Origin of the sequence: Nostoc sp. LEGE 06077 (assembly GCF_015207705.1) — a bacterium.
Classification (GTDB): domain Bacteria; phylum Cyanobacteriota; class Cyanobacteriia; order Cyanobacteriales; family Nostocaceae; genus Nostoc_B.
Genome location: NZ_JADEWI010000054.1, coordinates 24,499 through 44,077, shown reverse-complemented (window position 1 = coordinate 44,077; position 19,579 = coordinate 24,499). Strand labels below are relative to the sequence as shown.

The following is a 19,579-nucleotide window of genomic DNA, read 5'->3' as shown; positions in this document are numbered from 1 at the left end:
TGCCTAAAATGAGACGAACTAGGCAAAGTTATCATTTGTATTTCTTATCAATCAAGGCTAAAAAATGGGTCATTTTTACAGAAATTTACAAGGTTGCCCCTGGTTGCACGAACCTTCTATTTACGCCATGTAGCCATCCATTTCTGGCATCCCAATATCACTTACAAGAATATCTGGCTTCTCAAGTGAAAAGTTTTCTAGTACTTGCGAAGCTGAGGCGAAGGCACGCACAGAAGCACCATACTCTTCTAGAATCGATACTAGTAAGTCCCGGCTATCAACTTCATCGTCCACGACCAGCACTTTTACCCCCTGAAGATTAAGGAATTTTTTAGGCAACCCCTTGTCTTCACTTGATTGAGGCTCAGTACTGCTGATAGGTAACAGTACAGTAAAGATGGCACCTTTTTCGTCTCCCTCACTTTCTGCTTTGATTGTTCCACCGTGCAGTTCAACGATTTGACGAGCGATCGCCAGACCCAGCCCCAAGCCGCCAAAGCTTCTCGTTGTGCTATTGTCAGCCTGACGGAAGTAATCAAACACGTAAGGCAGAAACTCTGGCTCGATACCCTTACCTGTGTCACTCACTTGGATTTGTGCTTGTGTCCCTACACGTTCAAGTCGTATTTCCACCTGCCCACCAGACGGTGTGAACTTAACGGCGTTAGACAACAAATTCCAGATGACTTGCTGCAAACGACTGGGATCGCCCAAAACCTGCCCTACATTCGGTGCAAATTTCGTCTTCAGTTGAATTGACTTGGCTTGAGCTGATAGACGTACAATATCAAGTGCTACTTCAATAACAGCGGACAGGTCAACAGATTTGAGATTCAGGCTGAACTTGTTTTGGAGAATGCGGGAAACTTCGAGTAAATCTTCCATCAGCTGAGACTGCAACTTGGCATTGCGTTCAATAGTTGCTAGAGCATAAGCCGTCTTTGCTTCGTCAAATTTGTGGGTTTGTAAGAGTTTTGCCCAACCTAGGATCGGGTTGAGGGGGGAACGCAGTTCGTGAGATAGAACAGCGAGGAACTCATCTTTGAGACGATTGTTAGCTTCTGCTGCTCGTGCCGCTATTGAAGCGGCACGAGCAGCTCGTTCGCTGCGTGCAGATTCTTCAGATGCTTGACTGGCCTTGCTACTGTAAAAAGCGGCGGCTATAAAATTTGCGAGGCTTGTCATCAGCCGCAAGTCTTCTCTATCAAAACATCGATGCTCATCGTGAGATACAATCCAAATCGTGCCAATTGGTTGATTACTAATCAATAAAGGAACCACCAGACACTCGACGATTATGGGCTTAAACTGTTGCAAATAGGTGAAATACCGTTCTGGATAGGAATACAGAAGTGGAGCTTGACGTTCTAGGCAGATACCGCAGCAACTAAAGGTGTAAAGAGTAGGAGTTTGTTGATATGCTTCTAACATCCCGGCTACTGCAACCCAACGGCAGATATCTTCCCCACTAGGATTCATTTCAAGTAAGCTGATACCGCTTGTTTCTGCCCGACACATTTGAGTGACGATTGTTACAAGCTTTCTGAGGAGAACTTGGGGTTGCTCAACTAGTTGCCGTACCAAGGTATGAAGTGCATCGTTCTCTTCTTTAAGGTTACTGGTTCTGGGTACTCGACGGAAGAACTCTTCAGTGATAAGAATATCGTCTAAACATATCTGCTCTACTGACTCATCCGTCATTAAAATACTCCCGTTCTAAGAAATATTTGTTCAGCAGTTCCTGTCCTGATTGATCAAAATTTCGTAACTTTTCTTCAATCTGCTTCAGTGTTCAGTGCCAATTATAAAGGCATTGCCTATCCTTTCTCCTAGCAATTGACAGTTCAGAGCGAAAACCCAAAAGTGGCAGCAAGCTTTTCTTGAGAAAGACTGAATTATTGCCGAAGTTCGTGGGTTAAATCTGCAATTTCTAACCGCTTAGTTTCTAAAATCGTCTATTCCTATTTTTCAGATCACAAGTCAAACATTATGACAAATCGCGTACCATTTGTTACTTTCTGAAGGAAGAGTTTGAAAGTTACTGAATAAGCCTATTGTGTCAGACTGGGAGAACCCTATCGCTGAAAGCCTTTGAGAGCTTTATTTTCCAGGGGGTGCTGTAATCAAATTTTTCTTAACTCGGTTTCTTACTTACACCAAAATCTATAAATAATTGATTAATTCTTGATAGCAAAGCATAGATTTATCTCTATACAAAACTCATATTAATATTTAAGAAGGCTTAATAAGGGTAGCAGTTAGGTCGAGGGGGAGTATTATCTCCCGCTCGACCTAACTGCTACCCAAGAACTCGCTACTTTTCCCCCCTATTATGAAATATATTTAATTTTTATCAAGTTAATAACAGCTTCAAAATAGACTTTAATCAGATTTTAAAAATTAAATTATAAAAATGAAACATCAAAATAAAGCACTCTCAGCCAAAAAAGAGATAGCTGACGTAAACCGAGATAATGTAAAAGAGTTTGAGCTTATGCGTGAAGAAATCTTGGCTATGCGTAAAAGAGTTCAGTTGTCGTCATAGTCTCTAAAAACGACATCACCGAAGGCGATCACCGCTTTCTCCCCCCCAGCCGCCCCAGCTTGCGAGGAGCGACCGAGCAAGGAAGTTGCACAATAATGGGTCACAGAAATCTTATAGGCAAAGGTATCGAGCGAAATTATCAAATTTTTCTTAACTGAGTTTCTTACTTGCACGAAACTCTATAAGTAATTGATGGATTATTGCTAGTACAGCATAGATTTATCTCTATACAAAACTCACATTGATATTTAAGAAGATTTAAGAACTCGTGGCAATTAGGCGGCAACGCGGAGTGCTGGGCGGGGCTTTTATAAACTAGGCTTCCCACGAGTAAACTATTGCCCCGTCCCAGCACCGCCTAATTGAGCGCAGTGGTCACGAGTTCGTCGGCGCAACACGACTCATCGACTAAAACCCCTAGACCGTTGTTTCTGAGAAAGCATTTCTCGCTGCTGCGCTTCAATCAAAATCTCATTCCAAGTCCGCCCAGACGGTTCAACTCTTTTAGCCTGCGGCAGAATTTTTTGAACAACTTGGGCTGTTTGGTTGCCCTGTTCATCGTTATTAAATGCCAAAGCAATTCTGTTCACATTCTTGAGCAATTCAAGGGGCAACGAGTTCGGGTCATCCACTGCCATATACATTGTTCTAACTGGTGGTTGTCCTTTGTGTGCATCCCTATCAATATGTGCAATTGAGAGCGCCTCAATTGGGGAATCGCACAAGATAACTCTCTCGATTTGGGAGTCAACCCCTCCACCCAATTTTAAGTGAAACCACCCCTGTGAGCGATCGCTATTTTCAGGGTATTCCATGCAGCGATTGTCTTCTCGATGGGTATCCCAAACCAGTGCGCCTGACTTTTCACCGTTGAGATCGCGCTTGATAAAAACAACCCGATGCTGCTGCTGCGTGTCGATGTAACCTAAGCCCTGGCGTTGTAATGCCCCTACAAGGAAATTGGTTAGACCTCGTTTTTGAGTGAGGTAATTCTGCAATACTGGGCGCAGACTTTCATCTTCTGCTGGTGGCGTGAATTGGGGCTGTTGCTGTTTCCGTTGAAGCTCAAGAAATTGCTTTTCTATCTGCTCAATTGGCAGTGGTTTAGCTGGGTTTAATAGCTGTTGACTAATGCGCTCATCATCACGCTCTGGTTGGTAGTCAACACCACGATATTTCTGCAAACCAGGGAAGGTGTAAACTGCACCTAATTGTGTGCCACTAAAAGCAATTCCATCTTTCTGGTATGAAATACCTTTTGACTTCCCATTCCTGGTAAATCCTGTCCTTACACTAATACCAGCTTGCTGCAACCGCGTTATAAATTCGGGCATCTGGGGATGATCAACAGTTGCGCGGTCAATTGTCTGCTGAATTGACTCTTTAACACTGGTTTCTGGTGGAGTATCACGCCTACCGTGCGAATATTCTTCTTGCTCTCGCTGAATGCGCCGAAATTGTCCTGTGCTTTGTGTCCGATTCAGTTTTTCTCTACTGCCTTGAACTTGAACTAAATCGTAGTCAATTTCAATCTGCCGCAGCACTTTTTCAGAGCGTACATAATCCCAGGAATCATCGACCAGTAACCCTGTGTCCATTTTGATTCGGCTGGCGGCAATGTGGACATGATCATCGTCGGTGTTTTCGTGGCGGAAGATGGCGTACTGATTGGCATCAAAACCCATCTCTTTCATGTAGCGATTGCCAATTTCACACCATTTATCTTCAGAGATTGCATCATCCTTAGCTGCTGACAGAGAAACATGATAAACAACACGTTCGGCATCTGGATTTAGTTGTCGAGACACCCGAAATTCTTTAGCTAATTCTCTAGGATTTCTGCCACTCATGTTACCGCCAATCAGCTTGGCATTTTCGCTGTTGTGCAAATAATTTAACAGTTTACGAAAACCCCTACCTTTCGTCTGCTTCCCAATCATCTTCTTCCCCCTCCTCATCTTCTTCCCAGTCGTCCGATTCGGTGTCAACTTGTGCAATGTCCCGTCTGCACTGATGCAACACGAATAAAAGTTCTTCTAACAGTTTTGGGTTGGCTGGTGGAGTACGCCCCATCTTTATGGCTGTGTTGGTGGCTTTGACAAGCTGATTTAAGTTGTTACCAATTTGTCCTAATTCCCAATATGTTTTTAAACTAATCTTGCTCAGTCGTTTGGGCAGTGGTCGCAGTAATCCGTTACGCCTCATCAATTCACTCGCTGACATTCCCGCATCTGCTGATTTCAAACGCAGCAAGTCCAGTTCGATATCACTCAGCCTCAGTGAGAAGAGATGTTTTCTGACAAGTCTTTTTGATTGCTTGCGATTGACCATTTTTCGGGACAACACGAGGGGGGTTTTTTAAGGGGGTACTCCCCCTTGAACAAGCCGTCGTCCGAGCGCAGCGAGGTAAAGCGTTAGCTTTAAGACATGGCTTGCTTCTAGCCGGATTTTGGGGGTGAGGTTGCCAGACCCCAGGAGCCGAGGGGCGGCGTAGCCGTTCTGCTGTCAATGCTACAACGTACAGAGGGATATATCAACGGCGTAGCCGGAATTTTCAAAAATCAAACAGGAGGTAAGTTTTGGTTCGGCGTAGCCGTAGCAGAGGAAGTAAATACAGCGACGCTGGTATATGAAAATTCTAGATTCAGCGAAGCTGTAATAGTTAGATTTTTTGGCTTAGATTGAAGGATAATAACAGCGAAGCTGGGACACAATAAGATAATTCAGCGAAGCTGTAATACAAAAGGATAATTCGGCGTAGCCGTAATAGTCGATTTTTTTAAAGCATCAGGTTGGGTAAAAATAACGGCGTAGCCGCCACAGAAAAAGGCGATTCGGCGTAGCCGCAATAGTCAAATTTTTTTAGGATTTTGAATCAGATTTTTTCAAACAAGAGATAATTAACAATTAATTGGTATTCATGAGATAACAATGGCTGAACATCAGAATTCAGAAGTAATCACTAAGGGCAAGATTGATAAGGCAATCGAACTGCTGAAGGAACAAAAACCAAAAGAGCGAGAAGATATCTCGGACAGAGACGCAATTCGGAAAATGAGGCGGTACATTGAGAAGCTGACTTCTGACAAGTACGGCTACACTTACGATGAAGTTTCAGAGATGCTGAAGGGGCTGGGTATTCATTTGAGTGGCAGCAGAATTAAATATTTGATAGGGGAGTTGAAAAAAAGCAGCCGTCGCCGTCACAAGGCAGAGCCAAGCGAGGATAATACCACGTCATCAAATCCCACTACTGAAAATCAGCCAACAACAAAAGCCAGCAGTCAGGTATCAGCAGAACCAACTGTAAAAAGTACGAAGGGCAAGAGTAAAAAACAACAGGCAGCAGGAGAGGAGCAAAAAGAGAAATCAGAACCACAAAGCTAACCAAACAGGTCAGCTTTGGTGCCAAAAATTTCCAGTGATGATGAAAGATAAGCTGACTGAATTATGACTGCTATAGTGACCCAATTTCACAAGCAGCAATAGTGGAGTTTGTCATTGATGAGTTTAAGCACGATTAAATCTCACTCGCCAACAACTCTTAAATCATCAGTTATAGATATGGGTAATTTCTCCTTAGATTTTACTAACTTAGGAGTAGAAGGTGGGTTTGATGTAGACCTTGGTGGACGACAGCGTTCACAATACTTTGGTTGGGATGGGTAGCAGATGCGTTCTACCACCTCATTGCACTGCTTACACACAAAGCGATAGGCTCTCTGTTTGATGACGCGAATGTGAGCCTGAACAACAACTTCCTTACTTTCCACAAGTCTGTTACCTCAAAGACAATTAATCATTCCTATGGCTGAATATTCATCGATTGTTAGGTTCTTAGAAGCAGAACGTGAACGCTACATTTTGGAAGCGGCTGAGTTGGAACGCCGCCTCAAACTTGTTCACAACCAGATGAATGCTCTAGATGCTCTAATCAGAGGATACGCAACAGAAGAACAGATGTATTCTACCTCTAGAGGTTTATCTAATTTCCACTCCACACAAGTTTTTCTTCAGCAGAATTTAACTCAAGAAGATGATCTCGATATTGAAGATGAGTATTTTGAACAGCAAAATATTGTTGAAGAAAACACAGCGATAAATAATTCAGCAATTGGTGAGCAAACGGGAGCAACGTCCCAGAGCGAACCAACCATCACAGAAGACAAATCAGGGGACTCTTCTACAAATGAAATAGATATATCTGACATCCCCAAACTTGCTACAAAAAGAAAACCTACGTCTTTACCACTACTGCCCGAATTTCTAGAATACTCTGTACAAAATGCCATTTTGATTCTGATGCGCCGCCGTCCTGATTTGCATCTGCACAGTGATGCGATTGTCCGCGACATCTATGGCGATTTACCACCTGAACCATTAAAGGTAGCAAAGATGAACGTGAGTAAAGCACTTTCTACTGGTTGTCAGTTGGGAATGTGGTATCGAGTGCTACGCGCTACTGGTGTCTACACTTTGCACTATGAAAAAGGTGTCACTGCTAGAGCTAAATAGAGGAGCAATGACAAGGGAATCTAAAAGCTGTGTTCATCAGAAATTTTTATACACGACTACTGTATTTGGGATTTAGTCTATAGATAAAGCGTGGAAAGGCATAGTGAACTGGACGCTCACTCAATGATTAAGTACAGAATCATGAAGGGGAGCATCTTTTATTACTGATAGGTCAGTAGAAATGAAAAGCGATAAATTTTCTCAGGTCACTGTCGGGTTACATTCGGCTGGCATCGAGGCAAAGTCGGAGTAAACTTCAGCAGGTAAGCAACGCAAAATAATCATCAATAAGCCAGCCCTAACAGCCGGGGTGCAACTGTGCAGAATTCGCCGCATTGCAGTATTAGTAACCCTTGTGGCAACTTCAGCTACATACTTCAGGGCATCATCGGGAGATGATTCCGATTCATTAACCAGCATCGGGAAGTATTCATGGGCAAACCATTTTTCCTCATCGCTCAGGTCTGTCAAATTTTTATTACTATCGCTATAAAGACTATCTAATAGCAGTAGTAATATTTTTTTGAATCTGCACCACCCCCCCCAACGCTGTGTAAATCGGCTAACCCAACTTTGGGAGATGTCCAGAATCTTGGCGATCGCTTTTTGGCCAATTTTCTGGTGCGACTGCCAAAGCTGGGTGAAGGCTTTGACAATGGCGTGTCCAGTTTGCTGATCTCGGCTACCCGCTTCGGTGCATAAAGTACAGGCATCGACAACCTCTAACTTGACTCCGGGCAGTTCATCTAACAGAAAACTCAGGTCATAGTCAGCGCAGAAATAAAAAGTTAGCTCCTCATTGGGGCGACGATGAGCGCGTAATCGGCCAATTTCTTGAATGATTTCGGCTCGGATCAATTCAGTGAGATACTTTTGAAGGATGTCTTCTGAATTTCCCACGTTGACTTGCTTCCCTGTCATCACCTGAAGATTTGCAGCCACAGCACCGATGTTTTGGTAGGGAATGCCAAAAGAGGCTAGAGCGTCACAGTCACTAAAGCGGTTAACACCACGACCATCGACAAAGTGACCGTATTCAATGCGGTCTTCTGCTTTGTCAGCAATTTGTTTCCACTCGATGATGCCGAGTTTTTTGTGTATCTTGAGCAAAATTTCCTTGAGGGCATCAACGCGGTAGGTTAAAGAAGGAGAGCGTTTTTTCGGCAGTTTACCCAGCCCAACGACGTTGGCAACTGTTAAATTACTGTAGTCGGGGCGTGACTGTCCTATGACCAACATTGAGTCATCGTAGCCAAGGTTCAATTTCAACCGCTCCGGGCTGATAGTGGCATCAAGGTAAATATTGAATTGGGCGGAGTAGGCTAATTCAGTATATTTGGTGTAAGGGCGCTTAATGGTCAATGTACCCCATTTGCAAGCTAAAGAACCCTCACCCTTCCAAGCTTCGAGGAAATCGGGAAACCAGTACAAGGGCAAATCAAAGAACTGTTTACCCGCTTGTCGTGCGCTGTCCTTAGCTACCCGCTTGGCAGCGAAACGAGCGGCGGCACTTTTTTGCAGTTGTTTATCAGTAGTGAGATCAATAGAGTCTAAATCAGCCAGAAATTCTAAATTTGGCTGTAATATCTGCCGAATTGCTTCAATATCTAAGCTAGAGGGAAATTCGCCTAATTCTTCTCTTAGTGCAGCGTCATTAAAGCCGTAGCGAGAATCAGGTTTAATATTTCCATTGAGGAGAGAGCGCAAAACTGGTAAAAAGGTTTGGAGTTTTGACCATTGCTCAGGGGGTAAGCCGCCAGCGACTAAGGAACCAACGGTAGTATCAAAATCTTTTAACTCTACGTCAATGTCGTGTACAGGCTGAATGAGAGTACCTGCTTCTTCCCAAATGCGCCCCACGGTGAAAGGTTCACCAGCAACATTAGTTAACTCGACTGGGGTAGAGTCGGGATGCGCTCGAATTTCGGAGTAATTTTGAATGACCATGCGCTTGAGGAAACGGAAGCCGAAACCATTCCCATAAGCGAAACGGCACTGATTCTGATTGACACAACCGTTGCAGATGGGGCTAATAGCACTTTCTTCAAAATCTAAAGAACCAAAGTTTTTGTCACGGAATGCGCCAAATAACCCAGTTCGGCTACAGTTACCATCAGTATCGGGAATTTCACCCGCTTTTGGCTGTAGTAGGAAATTAGCACCCGTTGGGGTTGTGCGGGTAGGGTCGATTTTTAAACCATTGTGCCGCACAGGCAGGTCAACAAAGTTAGTCTCAACGGGTAGGGTAGATGGGTTTCTGTGATTGGCATCCTGGTAAATTAGTTTATCAATACCGAACATGGCAGCTGTTAGTTGACCAGCATTGTAAGATTTGCCCAACCCAGGATGGGAATTGTCCAAAATTTGCGTCCAGCCCTTAGATATCGCTTCCACCCATGCGGCGATATGCTCCTCTGGTCGGCATTCAATATAAATATCGCCTGTAAAGTCGCTCCTGTGTGGGATATTGCCACGCTGGTAGACAATGACCTGCCTAAAAGCGGTTGTAATTTCGGGTTCGGGCTTTGGTTCGGGCGATTTGACAAATCCTTTAGCAGCCGAAACAAATGGGGCGATCGCCTGCTTTAATAAATTTTGGAAGCTGGTCAAATCCTCTCTAATTTGTCCTAGCTCCCACTGCTCACGGCTAATCAGCCCTTTGTCACGTTGATACGGTTCATACTGCCGTTGCGGAAAGCGGAAGCCGTACTGCTTGGCAATGTGAAACAAGGTTCCAATGCTGATCCCCCCACGCCGAAAGCTGCGAATCTTGGCGCGAATGTTCCAGGTTGTACCAGGGATAGAGGGCGACCACTTCTCGGCAATAATTTCAGCTTCAGATGCCCCATAGTGATTGACCAAAGCCATCAACACGCTTCGGCATTCGTCGTAGTTACCACTGCCAAGGCTACGGGGTGGGATAAATGATAGTGCTTGTTGGATCAGCTGCTCAGTGTCCCAGCCTTCAACGTCGGAGATTTCACGAAACTGTTGACGGCGTGACTCAATTTCAGTAATGCGCTGCTGGTATTCTTCCCTCTCTTTCTGGGCGATCGCAATTGCTTCAGTGACCCACTCATCTGGTAAAGTGGCTTCTGGGTTGACTATGAGAAATTCTGCTTCTGTGTTGCCATAAAATACCCGGCTGGCATCTTTACAGGCTGGGTCATGGGGTAACTGCTGCATCAGGAAGCGTGTACAAGCTTCTACTGTGTCAGCACCCTCAACGTATTGAGGCAGAGGGAAAATCAACCGAAATTTATGCCAGTCTGGTTTGTGACTGGCAGTGGTATACAGTAAAGCGCAGTGTTTCTTGATGAAGGGATGGGCTAGGGCTTGTTCAATGGTTAGTTGTGGAGTGTAAACCTTGATAGAATTGCCGTTTGCATCCTTAATTGGTTTACCATCCTCATCACGGGCAACATCAGAATTATCGATGTCGAGTAGTAGCCATTGAGAACCTATAACGTTGGCCTTACTCCGCCATTTATTACCTAATAATCCTGCACAGATGGCGTGACCTGCTTTAATGTGTTGCTGCACATCTTCTAGAGTGCCTTCTGCGTCTTGGAAGTTGGCCGACAGCTTTTTAAAGTCCCAGTCTTTATTTTTGCCACAAGTGTTGACAGCAAATTTAAACTTCGGCACAAGACTTTGGCTTTCTGCCAAAGCGTGGTTGTTATTTATCACAGATGTACCCTCAAATAACTGGTTTTCAGTATTTGGAGGGGGTTAACGCACTGCTACACCTGATATCTATGAGATTTACTGTTTTGCTTGTTTAGTATTTTTTCTGCCGTCAGAAAAAATTGATAAATATGAATGCAAAAATTCCGAGTGAAAATATGTTAATTTTCACAGCACCTCATATAATATGAGAAAGCAGTGCGAAATAATCTCTTTCGCCAAACAGTGGTTAGAGCTTCCAACTACAAACCCACTTTTTTGGTTCTCTAGAGATGAACCCCGCTCTTAGATATTCAAATATTTAATTTTTTCTATTGGACAAAGCGTTTACCACTTAGTATCGCTTTGTTTTTTTATGTTTCAGCGTTTTTCTGTTTTTACCTCCGTTAATCGCTTCATTTCAGCAATAGCCCGATCTTACAAGAGTTTCTGTCTCTTAGGACTTAATATTAGTTTGATTTCTTACTTTAAAATTCGCTGATTTTGATTGTTACTTCTAGCTCTCCTTAAAAAGTAGTTAGTTTTTAGTTAAATAGCATTTAGTGCTTGCCTACTCCTCTTCCTCACTCCTTTTAGACTTGGGAGACTTTTTTTGTGCGGTTGGTTCGCTTGTTTCTCTTCTCTCAATCAGAGCCTTCTTGACTATCACACTTATTAGTTGAGGAACTGACCGAAATTCGGATTCTGCCCATTCCTCTAACTCTTGGTAGTCTTCAGGGTCAAAACTGATTGTTGTTCTAGGTCTTTTAGTAGGCATCAATAGCATCATTTGTCTATTTAAACGACATTATCAGCTATTGATACACATATTGGTAGAATACATCATTTACATCATTAATTGACAAGTGATGTACTTGTATATTAGCATAACACTATCAAACCAAAAACAGCCACCCAACAAAGGCAACAGAAGCCAGAAAGTGATGTTTAGGCTTGTCAAAACCTGGATGTGTGCATTTAAGGCGATTCAGCCGATAAATTCTCCCAAGCCAGGATAAATAAGACTTTTAGCAACCATCAGAACCATGACTTCCACATACGCCAATGCCACAAATTGGCTAGTTCAAGCAGACCAGCTTGCCAATTCTGGGCTAACTGCCCTAATTGCAGGTAAAGACCCAGGCGCAGGGTACGGTAAGGCAATTTACGGTGATTTTTCTGTCACGATGCCATCTGCATACTCACTTGTTCGCAATCGCAACATTCGCCATCACGAAACCATATCGAAAGATGGCGCATGGGTGCGCTATGTCGAGGGGAAGCGTTTGGACTTGAAAGACACGCAATTTTTCTGGGGAACTGCGGCGATCGCCCAATCAGATCACACCCTACTGCACGAAGATAAGGCGAAAAAAGCAGAACTGGCCTTAGAAAGCATCCTTGCAGACTTGGCAGTTCTGAATATTCCCGATGGGATGAAATTAGAAATTAGTTTGAGCAACCACAACCCACAACGTTGGGCGGAAGAAATTAAACGCAGAGTACAAGGTACTCACACCTTCCAGCACAAGCACCCCGTCAATCGTGAGATTGTCACCAAAACAGTTTCCATTGCAGTCACAGGCATTTATCCAGAAGGTTATGGCAGCATCGCCTACTGCTTATTTGGTGAACCAACCCTAACCCTTGAAGAATCCGAGATTGCTATCGCCCTTGATATCGGTTCATCCACTTGGCTCGGCACAGTTTTCAACGGCAACGGTGCGGTTATAGCCCAACATTTGATTGAGGGTGGATGTGGGCAAATGCACTCAATGATTGCCGAAGCTCTCGACAAACGAAACGACCCAATGAGCCTAATTTCTAAGGAAGTAAAACATTCGTCAAGTTTGGTTAATCGAGGAATTGTAGAAGGTACTTTCACCTACGGAGGTAATCACCTTACAGGCAAGAATTTTGAAATTGAATATGCCCAATGTCTAGATGAATGGTGGTCTAATCGCATTGAAAAATTCGCCAATTTTGTCACCTCTGGTAACTACTTAGATAGAGCGAAATACCTTGTTGCTTGGGGCGGTGGCGTTTTACTGCCAGTAGTGGATCAGAATCTGGCTGACTTAGGATTTGTGGTTTTAGAAAATCCTCAATTCATCAATGCTTTCGGACTGAAGTTATTAACCGAAATTGCCACAGGAGCTTAATTAATGAACTACGAATCTCGGCGTATAACCATCTCGTACTTAGCGGTTATTGAATTGTGCCAGATGTTTGATATCCCCCAGGATGCCCCAACCCAAGCACTATCAGCAGCAATAGAAAAGCTAATTTTTCAAGGTGGCATTGGTGTACAGATAGTACCAAAAACTCAAAATTCTCCATCAACATCAACATCAATTCAACCAAATAAAGCCGGACTAGCCACTATGGCTTCTCAGTTTAAGGGAGTAGCTTCTTGAACAACTTAAATCCAGTCTATGACTCAACATTACTTAGCAGTTCCAAAGTGTACCAAATTGACAGAAACCTCTATCAATACATTGATCAAAGCGGGACAAGAGAGCATCCAAAGTACCACTTTCGCCCTCTGGCTGGACAACGAAAGAAAGCTGATTTATTGCTGAATCACAAGACTTTGACTACACGCTGTTATGAGGTGTCAGGTATGAGTACGAATGCAAGTGTCATCAGTCAAGAATCACTGCAATTATCAATATTTTGAGGTGAATTATGAACACTCAACCGCTACCAGAATTAATCGCACAAGCCCAACAATTAGTAACCCAAATTCGGCAGCATCCACAATATCAACGCTTGCAATTTGATTGTGATGTAACCCTTGGGGACGTAAGCCAATTTTTCAACACACTGCAATGGACAGCCGCAGATTCAACTGTGGATGTTTCCAGAGAAGGCTTTTTTCAGTGATGGGGAGAGCGATTGCACCGCCGACCAAAGCAAGCAATCGCACCCACCGATGAATGTATCTCCGCCTAATGAAGAATACACTACACAAGGATTTTAACGTGACAAATAAACCCATAGGCTATTTCACAAGCACCATGCCGGGAGATAATTCCTACTTGGATGAGCTTCAGCAACAGTACGGCAGCACATTTGAGCAACTGGGCAAGGTAGAAAAACTATTGCTATTACATGGGGTCGTCCAAAATCTCTTGAGTGCCGAGATAAATGTTCAAGGTGGTTCAGCAGCAGTAGAGGCACTTTCAACAGTCTCTCCAATTGTCCAAGGTATTCATAAACGAGTCAAAATAGGCGAACACTTGGGACTGGCAGAAGCATTAATTAATCAACTCAAATACCAACGCTAAGGAGAACCACACAATGGACTTTGCAATACGTAATCCGGTAGTTGGTCATAGTTCCCACATCGACGAAAAAGCACAATCTTGGGGTGGATTTGAGTCTGATATTCTGTGCTATCTTTCGGATATAAATAAACTCGAACAGTTTGCAGATTACGCCAATAATGCCCAAGAGTTGAGTGATAGATTAGAGCCATTTTTAGACAACGCCAAGGTAGTCTTTGAGGCGATGGAGAAGTTGACCAAAGGACAAGTTACCTGGGTCGAACTTCGTAAACAATACGGCTCTCATGTAGCGGGTGCTATCGCTAAGATTCGCAAACTCAACTCGGAATTTGATTCAGAGATGAGTAAAATAGATGCCCAAGATAGAGCCGACTTGCTGCGAGTTGACCAGAAACGTAAACACGCTTTAACTGAAGTTGCAGCCCAATTACATCAAGATTTACAAGCTGAATTGTGGCGGCATGAAAACAAGATTAGCAGCATCGAAAATAGACAGACTGTGCAAGCCGAAAGGCAAGCAATTACTACGGGATTAAGAGAGAAACGTCAACAACTTTTAGCCCGTGCGAGGTATGGTTCACGAGCGCTGGAGCCGAATCAAACACCCCAGGAAGTTATACCGTTTCAATCGCAAAATCATGCACCAGCATCAAGTGTTTCTGCAACAGGAACAGTGAGAGGTTGGGGTGCAATGTTGGGTAACTTGTGGAACAAGTTGGGCGACAGATAATTAATTAAATCAGTGAACAGTTAACAGTGAACAGTTATCAAGGTGTATGGTGGGGGATTTAAACCCGCCACCAACGCCGACCACCTTCTTTGTGGGGACTTAAACCCAACGATAAACACATCACTCTTGACTGATAACTGATAACTGATAACTGATAACTGTTAAAAGGACAGGCTGATGTTAGTTAGAAAAAGTGATTCATCAACTAACGTCAGCCCTTTTCTGTATGAAGGGCTGGCACAAACACAACAACAAGAACAACGGCAACCAGAAGAACCGCAAGCATTACCAGAAAATAACAGAGGCAGGACATTTAGACGTGCTGGTAATGCCTGTGAAATTGTCGCTGGCAGTTGTCTAAATAGTGCAGTTATTTTCACCTTTCACCTGTTGCAAGTTCACCCAGTTGGAATGTTTCTAGCTGTGGGTACTGCACACCTCTACTTTACTGCCACTGCAACAGGTGAAGGATTCAACAATTTCGTCACTAATTTAATGACTGGATGCAGTGCATCGTTAGCGTTGTTATGTGCGCTCTCTGACCCGATTAGTGAATGGAATGAAGCGAGAACTTCTACTGCTAGTGCTAATACTTCAATTCAAAAGATGTATCAGCCCAAAACTGCGGATTATTCCAGTTGGGGCAGTGGTGCAGGTGTGGCGATAGTTATAGCGATATTAATGATTTTTCTATTTGGTGGTGGTAAGAGTAAATGAACTACTTAAGTGAAAAACATCAACAGTTAGAACAGTCCCAGCAATCAGGGTTTATGAAGTGGTTTGGTCAGTTGTCAATGGATAGGAAAGCCGTTGCAATTGGGCTAAGTTTAACTGTGGGTATTAGTTCGGCGGCGATGGCATGGCTTGGAACAAGCAGCGATCGCATTTACTTTTGTCTGAAAACCCCACAGAAAACATTGACCTGCTCAGACAAGAATGGACGACCTTTCAGGATGACCCCATTTTATTGGTCACAGTGGAAGAGTGATGGAATGCCGCGCCAAGTAGTGCGTGACTCAGCAACCGGAATTAACGGACTGGTGAAGGCGACTAACCCTTACAAACCGTTTTGGGCGTTTGGGGGATTCCTCTTTTTTGCGCTTGCTGGGTGGATGTTGAGGCACTGCCAGTATGAGGAGAAGCAGAGAGCCGTATTTGAGGACATCGCCCAAAAACGGGATGCTGCAAAAGCAGAGATGGCTGCACGTTCCGAGTTACTAGAAAGTTACAGGGACGTTGCAGTTGCAGAAGTTCAACTACAAGCCGACTTGGATCTAATCGCTAACGATCGCACAGTTGACATCCAAAAAGCCGAGATTTACGCCCACACTGAAATTGAAGTCACCCAGATGGAAGCATCTGAGGCGATTTTTGAAGCGCAAACGGCGGGGATGACTGAAGAACAGAAGGCACAGTATGTGAAGCAGCTACGAGAGATGAAAACGCCTTATCTGCAAGGGACTCAGACTTTACAGGGGACAATTGACCCCAACGATAAGGTAACAGGTTCAGAACCTGGAGCAATCGCACCACAGGACAATAAAACCGCATGGGTGCAAAACTTAGTCAAACAAACTGCTTTAATTTGGGGCAACCAGGGCGGCGGTAAATCTTGGCTGGCTCGTTATGTTGTCAAACAGAAAAAACAGACAGGCTACCGTATTATCGTCCTTGACCCGGACAGCAACCGCGCCGAATGGCGAGGGGTTGAAAGTTACCACTCCTGGTCAGATATTGAACACCAAATCCGCGACTACGTTAAAGAACTAGAAGAACGCTTAAAAACCTTCAATAATTCATCCTTGAGTGAAGAGCAATGGCGACAAAAACTGTGGTCTGAAGGTAAAGCTTTATCCCTAATTTGTGAGGAAGCAACCACTTACAGCGACTTCATTAAAGATGCAGAATTATTGGAGAAATTCGGCAAGCTGGCACTTACTAAAAGCCGCAAACAAGAGATGCCTTTAACTGTGGTTGCTCACAACAATACCCAAACTTGTTTATTTGGGATTAAAGGCTTACACAATCTCGTATCTAAAATGCTTCAAATTGAATGTTTAGCAGAAGTTGACCCGATTACACTACAGCCAAAATCTACAGGTAGAGCTAAGGTAAAACTCGACAGTTCTAACGAGTGGCTTGATGTTATTCTGCCCAAGATGACCGCTAAAATATCTGATTTTAGTGATACTGCAACATTAGAATCTACTCCAATTCCACCCATAGATAAAGCCACTTTAGAACGCATTTATGAACTGGAATTTAATATCGGTGGTAAGGCAGAAGACACCCAATCCTCAAAAAATAAACTATCACCAATGGCGCAAAAGTTGTATGAGTATCTCACCAGAACTGAACGAGTAGAGGCTGATGTTAGAGAGTTTAAAAGTAACTTTAAAGTGAACTCAGAAAGATTCTCGGTGGAGCAAATTAAGGGCTGGATGTATGAAATTGTGGGGGCAGATATGGCTGAATGGATAGGCGAGGGTATTATCAAACTCAATCAAATTTGACTGCGATTTGTGTAAGAGTGTCTGCCCCCAAAAACACCCTTTTTTCGCGGACATTGGACACCGGACACCACAGACACCAAAGCCTGAAACCTTTATACATCATAGACATCTCCAGACATCAGCCCCCCTAATAGCAGACACCATGTGTCTAGTTAATGTCTGTCAAATGTCTGCTCGACACTTTTAATTAATCTATTGAAATAGCTGAATAATATGCACCCAATTGAGTTTAAGAAAAAGTGGCAATTAACTTATAGTGAGCTTGCACTTGTCCTGGGTTACGAAAGTGATTATACTGTCCGGTGCTGGGGTATGAAAGGAGGACATAAGCGCAATCCTCAAAATGTTGTTTACGTCGCTTGTCGTCTTCTAGATGAAAAATGGTCAACTCAAGGTAAACTTGTGGATTCTTACCTTTGAGGAGCATCCTTCAGCACTGTTTAAGAACTCTATTCATATTATGTATACATCTGTACAGACTCTATACGTAGCATAGATACCACTTTTGCATCTGCTTTTACATGATTTTACGAAGCTTTCAAATCACATTACTTCAGTAGGTCATCGGTTACTCTGTGGAAAAACATAATATTCCACAAATATGACACCCCGTTCAAACCTGCATGGTCGTGTATTAGAGTACCTGATAACAGAAGTAATAATTAGAACGCATCCAGGAGTAAACCTAACAGTTAGAGCTAACAATGCTCAACTGAGAGATGCCAGCAAGTTGACCGAGTTGGATTTATTACTCTTAAATGAATTGAGACTAGCGGCTAATGGGCTGCTGCTACTGTGGCTGAATCCTCAATTTCAGTTGTCCCAGCAACCATCAATCACGATAGATCGATTACCAGATCAAAATCAAAATGACGTTACTGACATTCGCCTCACTTCAAAAGCATGGACAGTAAATCTGTCACTCAAACACAACCATACCGCACTTAGACACCAACGCCCTGGCACAACTCCAGTTCACTGCGGTTACGCTAAAAATGACCCACAAATGCAGCAGTTTAGACAACAATACCGAGCAACCACACAAGAGTTCATGCAATATATCGGGCAGGCAAAGCTTTTTGCAGAATTACCTCCTGCTTTGATTGAACAGCATTTATATACCGCTGTCTGTAATTTGGTGAGTCAATTTATCAATAGCCATGCTTCCATTTGTGCCACTAAGTTATTTCAGTACCTTGTTGGTGATGTGAATTACTACAAAATTATTGTTGATACCCACGCCCAAACCCTGACTATTCAGCAGTTTGCACAAATCCAAATGCCTACTAATGTGATAGCAACGGTTAACAGACAGTATGTAAATTTGATTTTTGATAATGGATGGGAAATTTCTATGCGCTTACATACCGCATCCAGCCAAATTAAAAACTCTCCCAGTTTGAAATTTGATACTAAAGCACTAAAAAATCCGCTTCCTGCTAAGATAATTCCTTATGCTTAAAAGTCCATTACGTTATCCCGGCGGTAAACAAAAGGCAATTTCTCAAATTGCTCACTACCTACCTCCTACATTTAAGGAGTTCCGTGAACCTTTTGTTGGCGGAGGTTCTGTATTTTTTCATGTTTCACAGCAGCATCCTAGTATGCCTTGCTGGGTTAATGATCTCAACCCAGAACTGTATTACTTCTGGCTCATGGTCAAAACTAATCTACCAGAGCTAGTTGAGTCTGTCTGGAAAGTAAAAAAACAGACAACAGATGGACGTGCCTTGTTTAAATCTCTCGCCGCCGCAGATACAAGTACCATGAGTCCACTTGAGCGGGCTGTGCGGTTCTTTGTTCTTAACCGGATTACCTTTTCGGGAACTATTGAGAGTGGCGGTTACTCTGGTGCTTCCTTCAAAGGTCGGTTTACAGACTCTTCGATTGAGCGGTTAGCAGCCTTGGATGGTTGCTTTGTTAATACCCGTGTGACTAACTTTGACTACAGCACCTTACTTACTGAACCTGGGGATGATGTATTTATCTTTCTAGATCCACCTTATCTCAGCAAGACTCAATCTAAGCTCTATGGTAAGAAAGGTGATCTGCATACGTGTTTTGACCATTCTCGCTTTGCCAAACTGATGTCGGAGTGTTCACACAAATGGTTGATCACTTACGATAACTGTGAACAAGTGCGGCATAGTTTTTCTTTTGCCTACATTTATGAATGGGAGTTGCAATACGGGATGAACAATTACAAACAGGAGAAGGCAGAGAAAGGCAAGGAATTATTCATTACCAACTATCCTGTTGAATCATACATTTTGCCTACAATCATTGAGGTTGTATGAAAAGTTTTGCAAAACTGGTTTAA

The 19,579-nt window shown here is 43.3% G+C and carries 18 protein-coding genes; 13 read left to right on the top strand and 5 right to left on the bottom strand.

Annotated elements, in window-relative coordinates:
* Positions 1 to 120: 120 nt before the first annotated feature.
* The 3 genes from IQ244_RS25355 to IQ244_RS25345 form a co-directional block, all read right to left on the bottom strand.
* Complete coding sequence (locus tag IQ244_RS25355; protein WP_193899113.1) at positions 121 to 1,701, bottom strand: ATP-binding protein; 1,581 nt, start codon at positions 1,699 to 1,701, stop codon at positions 121 to 123.
* A gap of 1,245 nt (positions 1,702 to 2,946) precedes the next feature.
* Complete coding sequence (locus IQ244_RS25350) at positions 2,947 to 4,485, bottom strand: relaxase/mobilization nuclease domain-containing protein (RefSeq protein WP_193899111.1); 1,539 nt, start codon at positions 4,483 to 4,485, stop codon at positions 2,947 to 2,949.
* Positions 4,460 to 4,876, bottom strand: coding sequence for a plasmid mobilization protein (locus IQ244_RS25345; protein ID WP_193899108.1), 417 nt, complete (start codon positions 4,874 to 4,876; stop codon positions 4,460 to 4,462). The genes IQ244_RS25350 and IQ244_RS25345 overlap by 26 nt, the downstream gene beginning before the upstream one ends.
* Before the next feature lie 177 nt (positions 4,877 to 5,053).
* On the opposite strand from IQ244_RS25345, the gene IQ244_RS25340 reads away from it, so the two are divergent.
* The 4 genes from IQ244_RS25340 to IQ244_RS25325 all read left to right on the top strand — a co-directional run bounded on the left by IQ244_RS25340 (position 5,054) and on the right by IQ244_RS25325 (position 7,060).
* The gene (locus IQ244_RS25340) at positions 5,054 to 5,230 is read left to right on the top strand and encodes a hypothetical protein (protein ID WP_193899106.1); all 177 of its coding nucleotides are present in this window, start codon (positions 5,054 to 5,056) and stop codon (positions 5,228 to 5,230) included.
* A 246-nt stretch (positions 5,231 to 5,476) separates the two neighbouring features.
* Positions 5,477 to 5,932: a hypothetical protein gene (locus tag IQ244_RS25335; protein ID WP_193899105.1), complete on the top strand. Its 456-nt coding sequence runs from the start codon at positions 5,477 to 5,479 to the stop codon at positions 5,930 to 5,932.
* Between the two features lie 117 nt (positions 5,933 to 6,049).
* On the top strand, positions 6,050 to 6,214 hold the full coding sequence (locus IQ244_RS25330; RefSeq protein WP_193899103.1) for a hypothetical protein: 165 nt from the start codon (positions 6,050 to 6,052) through the stop codon (positions 6,212 to 6,214).
* 138 nt (positions 6,215 to 6,352) lie between these two features.
* Positions 6,353 to 7,060, top strand: coding sequence for a hypothetical protein (locus tag IQ244_RS25325; RefSeq protein ID WP_193899101.1), 708 nt, complete (start codon positions 6,353 to 6,355; stop codon positions 7,058 to 7,060).
* A 201-nt stretch (positions 7,061 to 7,261) separates the two neighbouring features.
* Here IQ244_RS25325 and IQ244_RS25320 read toward each other — a convergent pair whose 3' ends face one another.
* The gene (locus IQ244_RS25320; RefSeq protein ID WP_193899098.1) at positions 7,262 to 10,750 is read right to left on the bottom strand and encodes a PriCT-2 domain-containing protein; all 3,489 of its coding nucleotides are present in this window, start codon (positions 10,748 to 10,750) and stop codon (positions 7,262 to 7,264) included.
* Between the two features lie 547 nt (positions 10,751 to 11,297).
* Positions 11,298 to 11,504 carry a ribbon-helix-helix domain-containing protein gene (locus IQ244_RS25315; RefSeq protein WP_193899096.1) on the bottom strand — a complete coding sequence of 69 codons (207 nt, stop codon included), beginning with the start codon at positions 11,502 to 11,504 and terminating at the stop codon, positions 11,298 to 11,300.
* Positions 11,505 to 11,772: 268 nt separating this feature from the next.
* On the opposite strand from IQ244_RS25315, the gene IQ244_RS25310 reads away from it, so the two are divergent.
* The 9 genes from IQ244_RS25310 (at position 11,773) to IQ244_RS25270 (ending at position 19,556) form a co-directional block, all read left to right on the top strand.
* Positions 11,773 to 12,888, top strand: coding sequence for a ParM/StbA family protein (locus tag IQ244_RS25310; RefSeq protein WP_193899094.1), 1,116 nt, complete (start codon positions 11,773 to 11,775; stop codon positions 12,886 to 12,888).
* Between the two features lie 3 nt (positions 12,889 to 12,891).
* A complete protein-coding gene (locus IQ244_RS25305; RefSeq protein WP_193899093.1) occupies positions 12,892 to 13,143 on the top strand; it encodes a hypothetical protein in 252 nt (83 codons plus the stop codon).
* A gap of 271 nt (positions 13,144 to 13,414) precedes the next feature.
* Positions 13,415 to 13,612 carry a hypothetical protein gene (locus tag IQ244_RS25300; RefSeq protein WP_193899092.1) on the top strand — a complete coding sequence of 66 codons (198 nt, stop codon included), beginning with the start codon at positions 13,415 to 13,417 and terminating at the stop codon, positions 13,610 to 13,612.
* 68 nt (positions 13,613 to 13,680) lie between these two features.
* A complete protein-coding gene (locus IQ244_RS25295; RefSeq protein WP_193899091.1) occupies positions 13,681 to 14,016 on the top strand; it encodes a hypothetical protein in 336 nt (111 codons plus the stop codon).
* A 13-nt stretch (positions 14,017 to 14,029) separates the two neighbouring features.
* The gene (locus tag IQ244_RS25290) at positions 14,030 to 14,746 is read left to right on the top strand and encodes a hypothetical protein (protein ID WP_193899090.1); all 717 of its coding nucleotides are present in this window, start codon (positions 14,030 to 14,032) and stop codon (positions 14,744 to 14,746) included.
* Between the two features lie 177 nt (positions 14,747 to 14,923).
* Complete coding sequence (locus tag IQ244_RS25285) at positions 14,924 to 15,463, top strand: hypothetical protein (RefSeq protein WP_193899089.1); 540 nt, start codon at positions 14,924 to 14,926, stop codon at positions 15,461 to 15,463.
* Complete coding sequence (locus IQ244_RS25280) at positions 15,460 to 17,259, top strand: ATP-binding protein (protein WP_193899088.1); 1,800 nt, start codon at positions 15,460 to 15,462, stop codon at positions 17,257 to 17,259. The genes IQ244_RS25285 and IQ244_RS25280 overlap by 4 nt, the downstream gene beginning before the upstream one ends.
* 601 nt (positions 17,260 to 17,860) lie before the next feature.
* Positions 17,861 to 18,721: a HaeIII family restriction endonuclease gene (locus IQ244_RS25275; protein WP_193899086.1), complete on the top strand. Its 861-nt coding sequence runs from the start codon at positions 17,861 to 17,863 to the stop codon at positions 18,719 to 18,721.
* Complete coding sequence (locus IQ244_RS25270; protein WP_193899084.1) at positions 18,714 to 19,556, top strand: DNA adenine methylase; 843 nt, start codon at positions 18,714 to 18,716, stop codon at positions 19,554 to 19,556. The genes IQ244_RS25275 and IQ244_RS25270 overlap by 8 nt, the downstream gene beginning before the upstream one ends.
* Positions 19,557 to 19,579 lie beyond the last annotated feature (23 nt).

What these genes read in the sequence shown, in the direction of transcription:
- IQ244_RS25290 (WP_193899090.1), top strand. Translation starts at nt 14,030, where the DNA reads ATGGACTTTGCAATACGTAATCCGGTAGTTGGTCATAGTTCCCACATC.
- IQ244_RS25355 (WP_193899113.1), bottom strand. Translation starts at nt 1,701, where the DNA reads ATGACGGATGAGTCAGTAGAGCAGATATGTTTAGACGATATTCTTATC.
- IQ244_RS25300 (WP_193899092.1), top strand. Translation starts at nt 13,415, where the DNA reads ATGAACACTCAACCGCTACCAGAATTAATCGCACAAGCCCAACAATTA.
- IQ244_RS25335 (WP_193899105.1), top strand. Translation starts at nt 5,477, where the DNA reads ATGGCTGAACATCAGAATTCAGAAGTAATCACTAAGGGCAAGATTGAT.
- IQ244_RS25345 (WP_193899108.1), bottom strand. Translation starts at nt 4,876, where the DNA reads ATGGTCAATCGCAAGCAATCAAAAAGACTTGTCAGAAAACATCTCTTC.
- IQ244_RS25275 (WP_193899086.1), top strand. Translation starts at nt 17,861, where the DNA reads ATGACACCCCGTTCAAACCTGCATGGTCGTGTATTAGAGTACCTGATA.
- IQ244_RS25280 (WP_193899088.1), top strand. Translation starts at nt 15,460, where the DNA reads ATGAACTACTTAAGTGAAAAACATCAACAGTTAGAACAGTCCCAGCAA.
- IQ244_RS25295 (WP_193899091.1), top strand. Translation starts at nt 13,681, where the DNA reads ATGAAGAATACACTACACAAGGATTTTAACGTGACAAATAAACCCATA.
- IQ244_RS25270 (WP_193899084.1), top strand. Translation starts at nt 18,714, where the DNA reads ATGCTTAAAAGTCCATTACGTTATCCCGGCGGTAAACAAAAGGCAATT.
- IQ244_RS25305 (WP_193899093.1), top strand. Translation starts at nt 12,892, where the DNA reads ATGAACTACGAATCTCGGCGTATAACCATCTCGTACTTAGCGGTTATT.
- IQ244_RS25315 (WP_193899096.1), bottom strand. Translation starts at nt 11,504, where the DNA reads ATGCCTACTAAAAGACCTAGAACAACAATCAGTTTTGACCCTGAAGAC.
- IQ244_RS25340 (WP_193899106.1), top strand. Translation starts at nt 5,054, where the DNA reads ATGCTACAACGTACAGAGGGATATATCAACGGCGTAGCCGGAATTTTC.
- IQ244_RS25350 (WP_193899111.1), bottom strand. Translation starts at nt 4,485, where the DNA reads ATGATTGGGAAGCAGACGAAAGGTAGGGGTTTTCGTAAACTGTTAAAT.
- IQ244_RS25285 (WP_193899089.1), top strand. Translation starts at nt 14,924, where the DNA reads ATGTTAGTTAGAAAAAGTGATTCATCAACTAACGTCAGCCCTTTTCTG.
- IQ244_RS25325 (WP_193899101.1), top strand. Translation starts at nt 6,353, where the DNA reads ATGGCTGAATATTCATCGATTGTTAGGTTCTTAGAAGCAGAACGTGAA.
- IQ244_RS25310 (WP_193899094.1), top strand. Translation starts at nt 11,773, where the DNA reads ATGACTTCCACATACGCCAATGCCACAAATTGGCTAGTTCAAGCAGAC.
- IQ244_RS25330 (WP_193899103.1), top strand. Translation starts at nt 6,050, where the DNA reads ATGAGTTTAAGCACGATTAAATCTCACTCGCCAACAACTCTTAAATCA.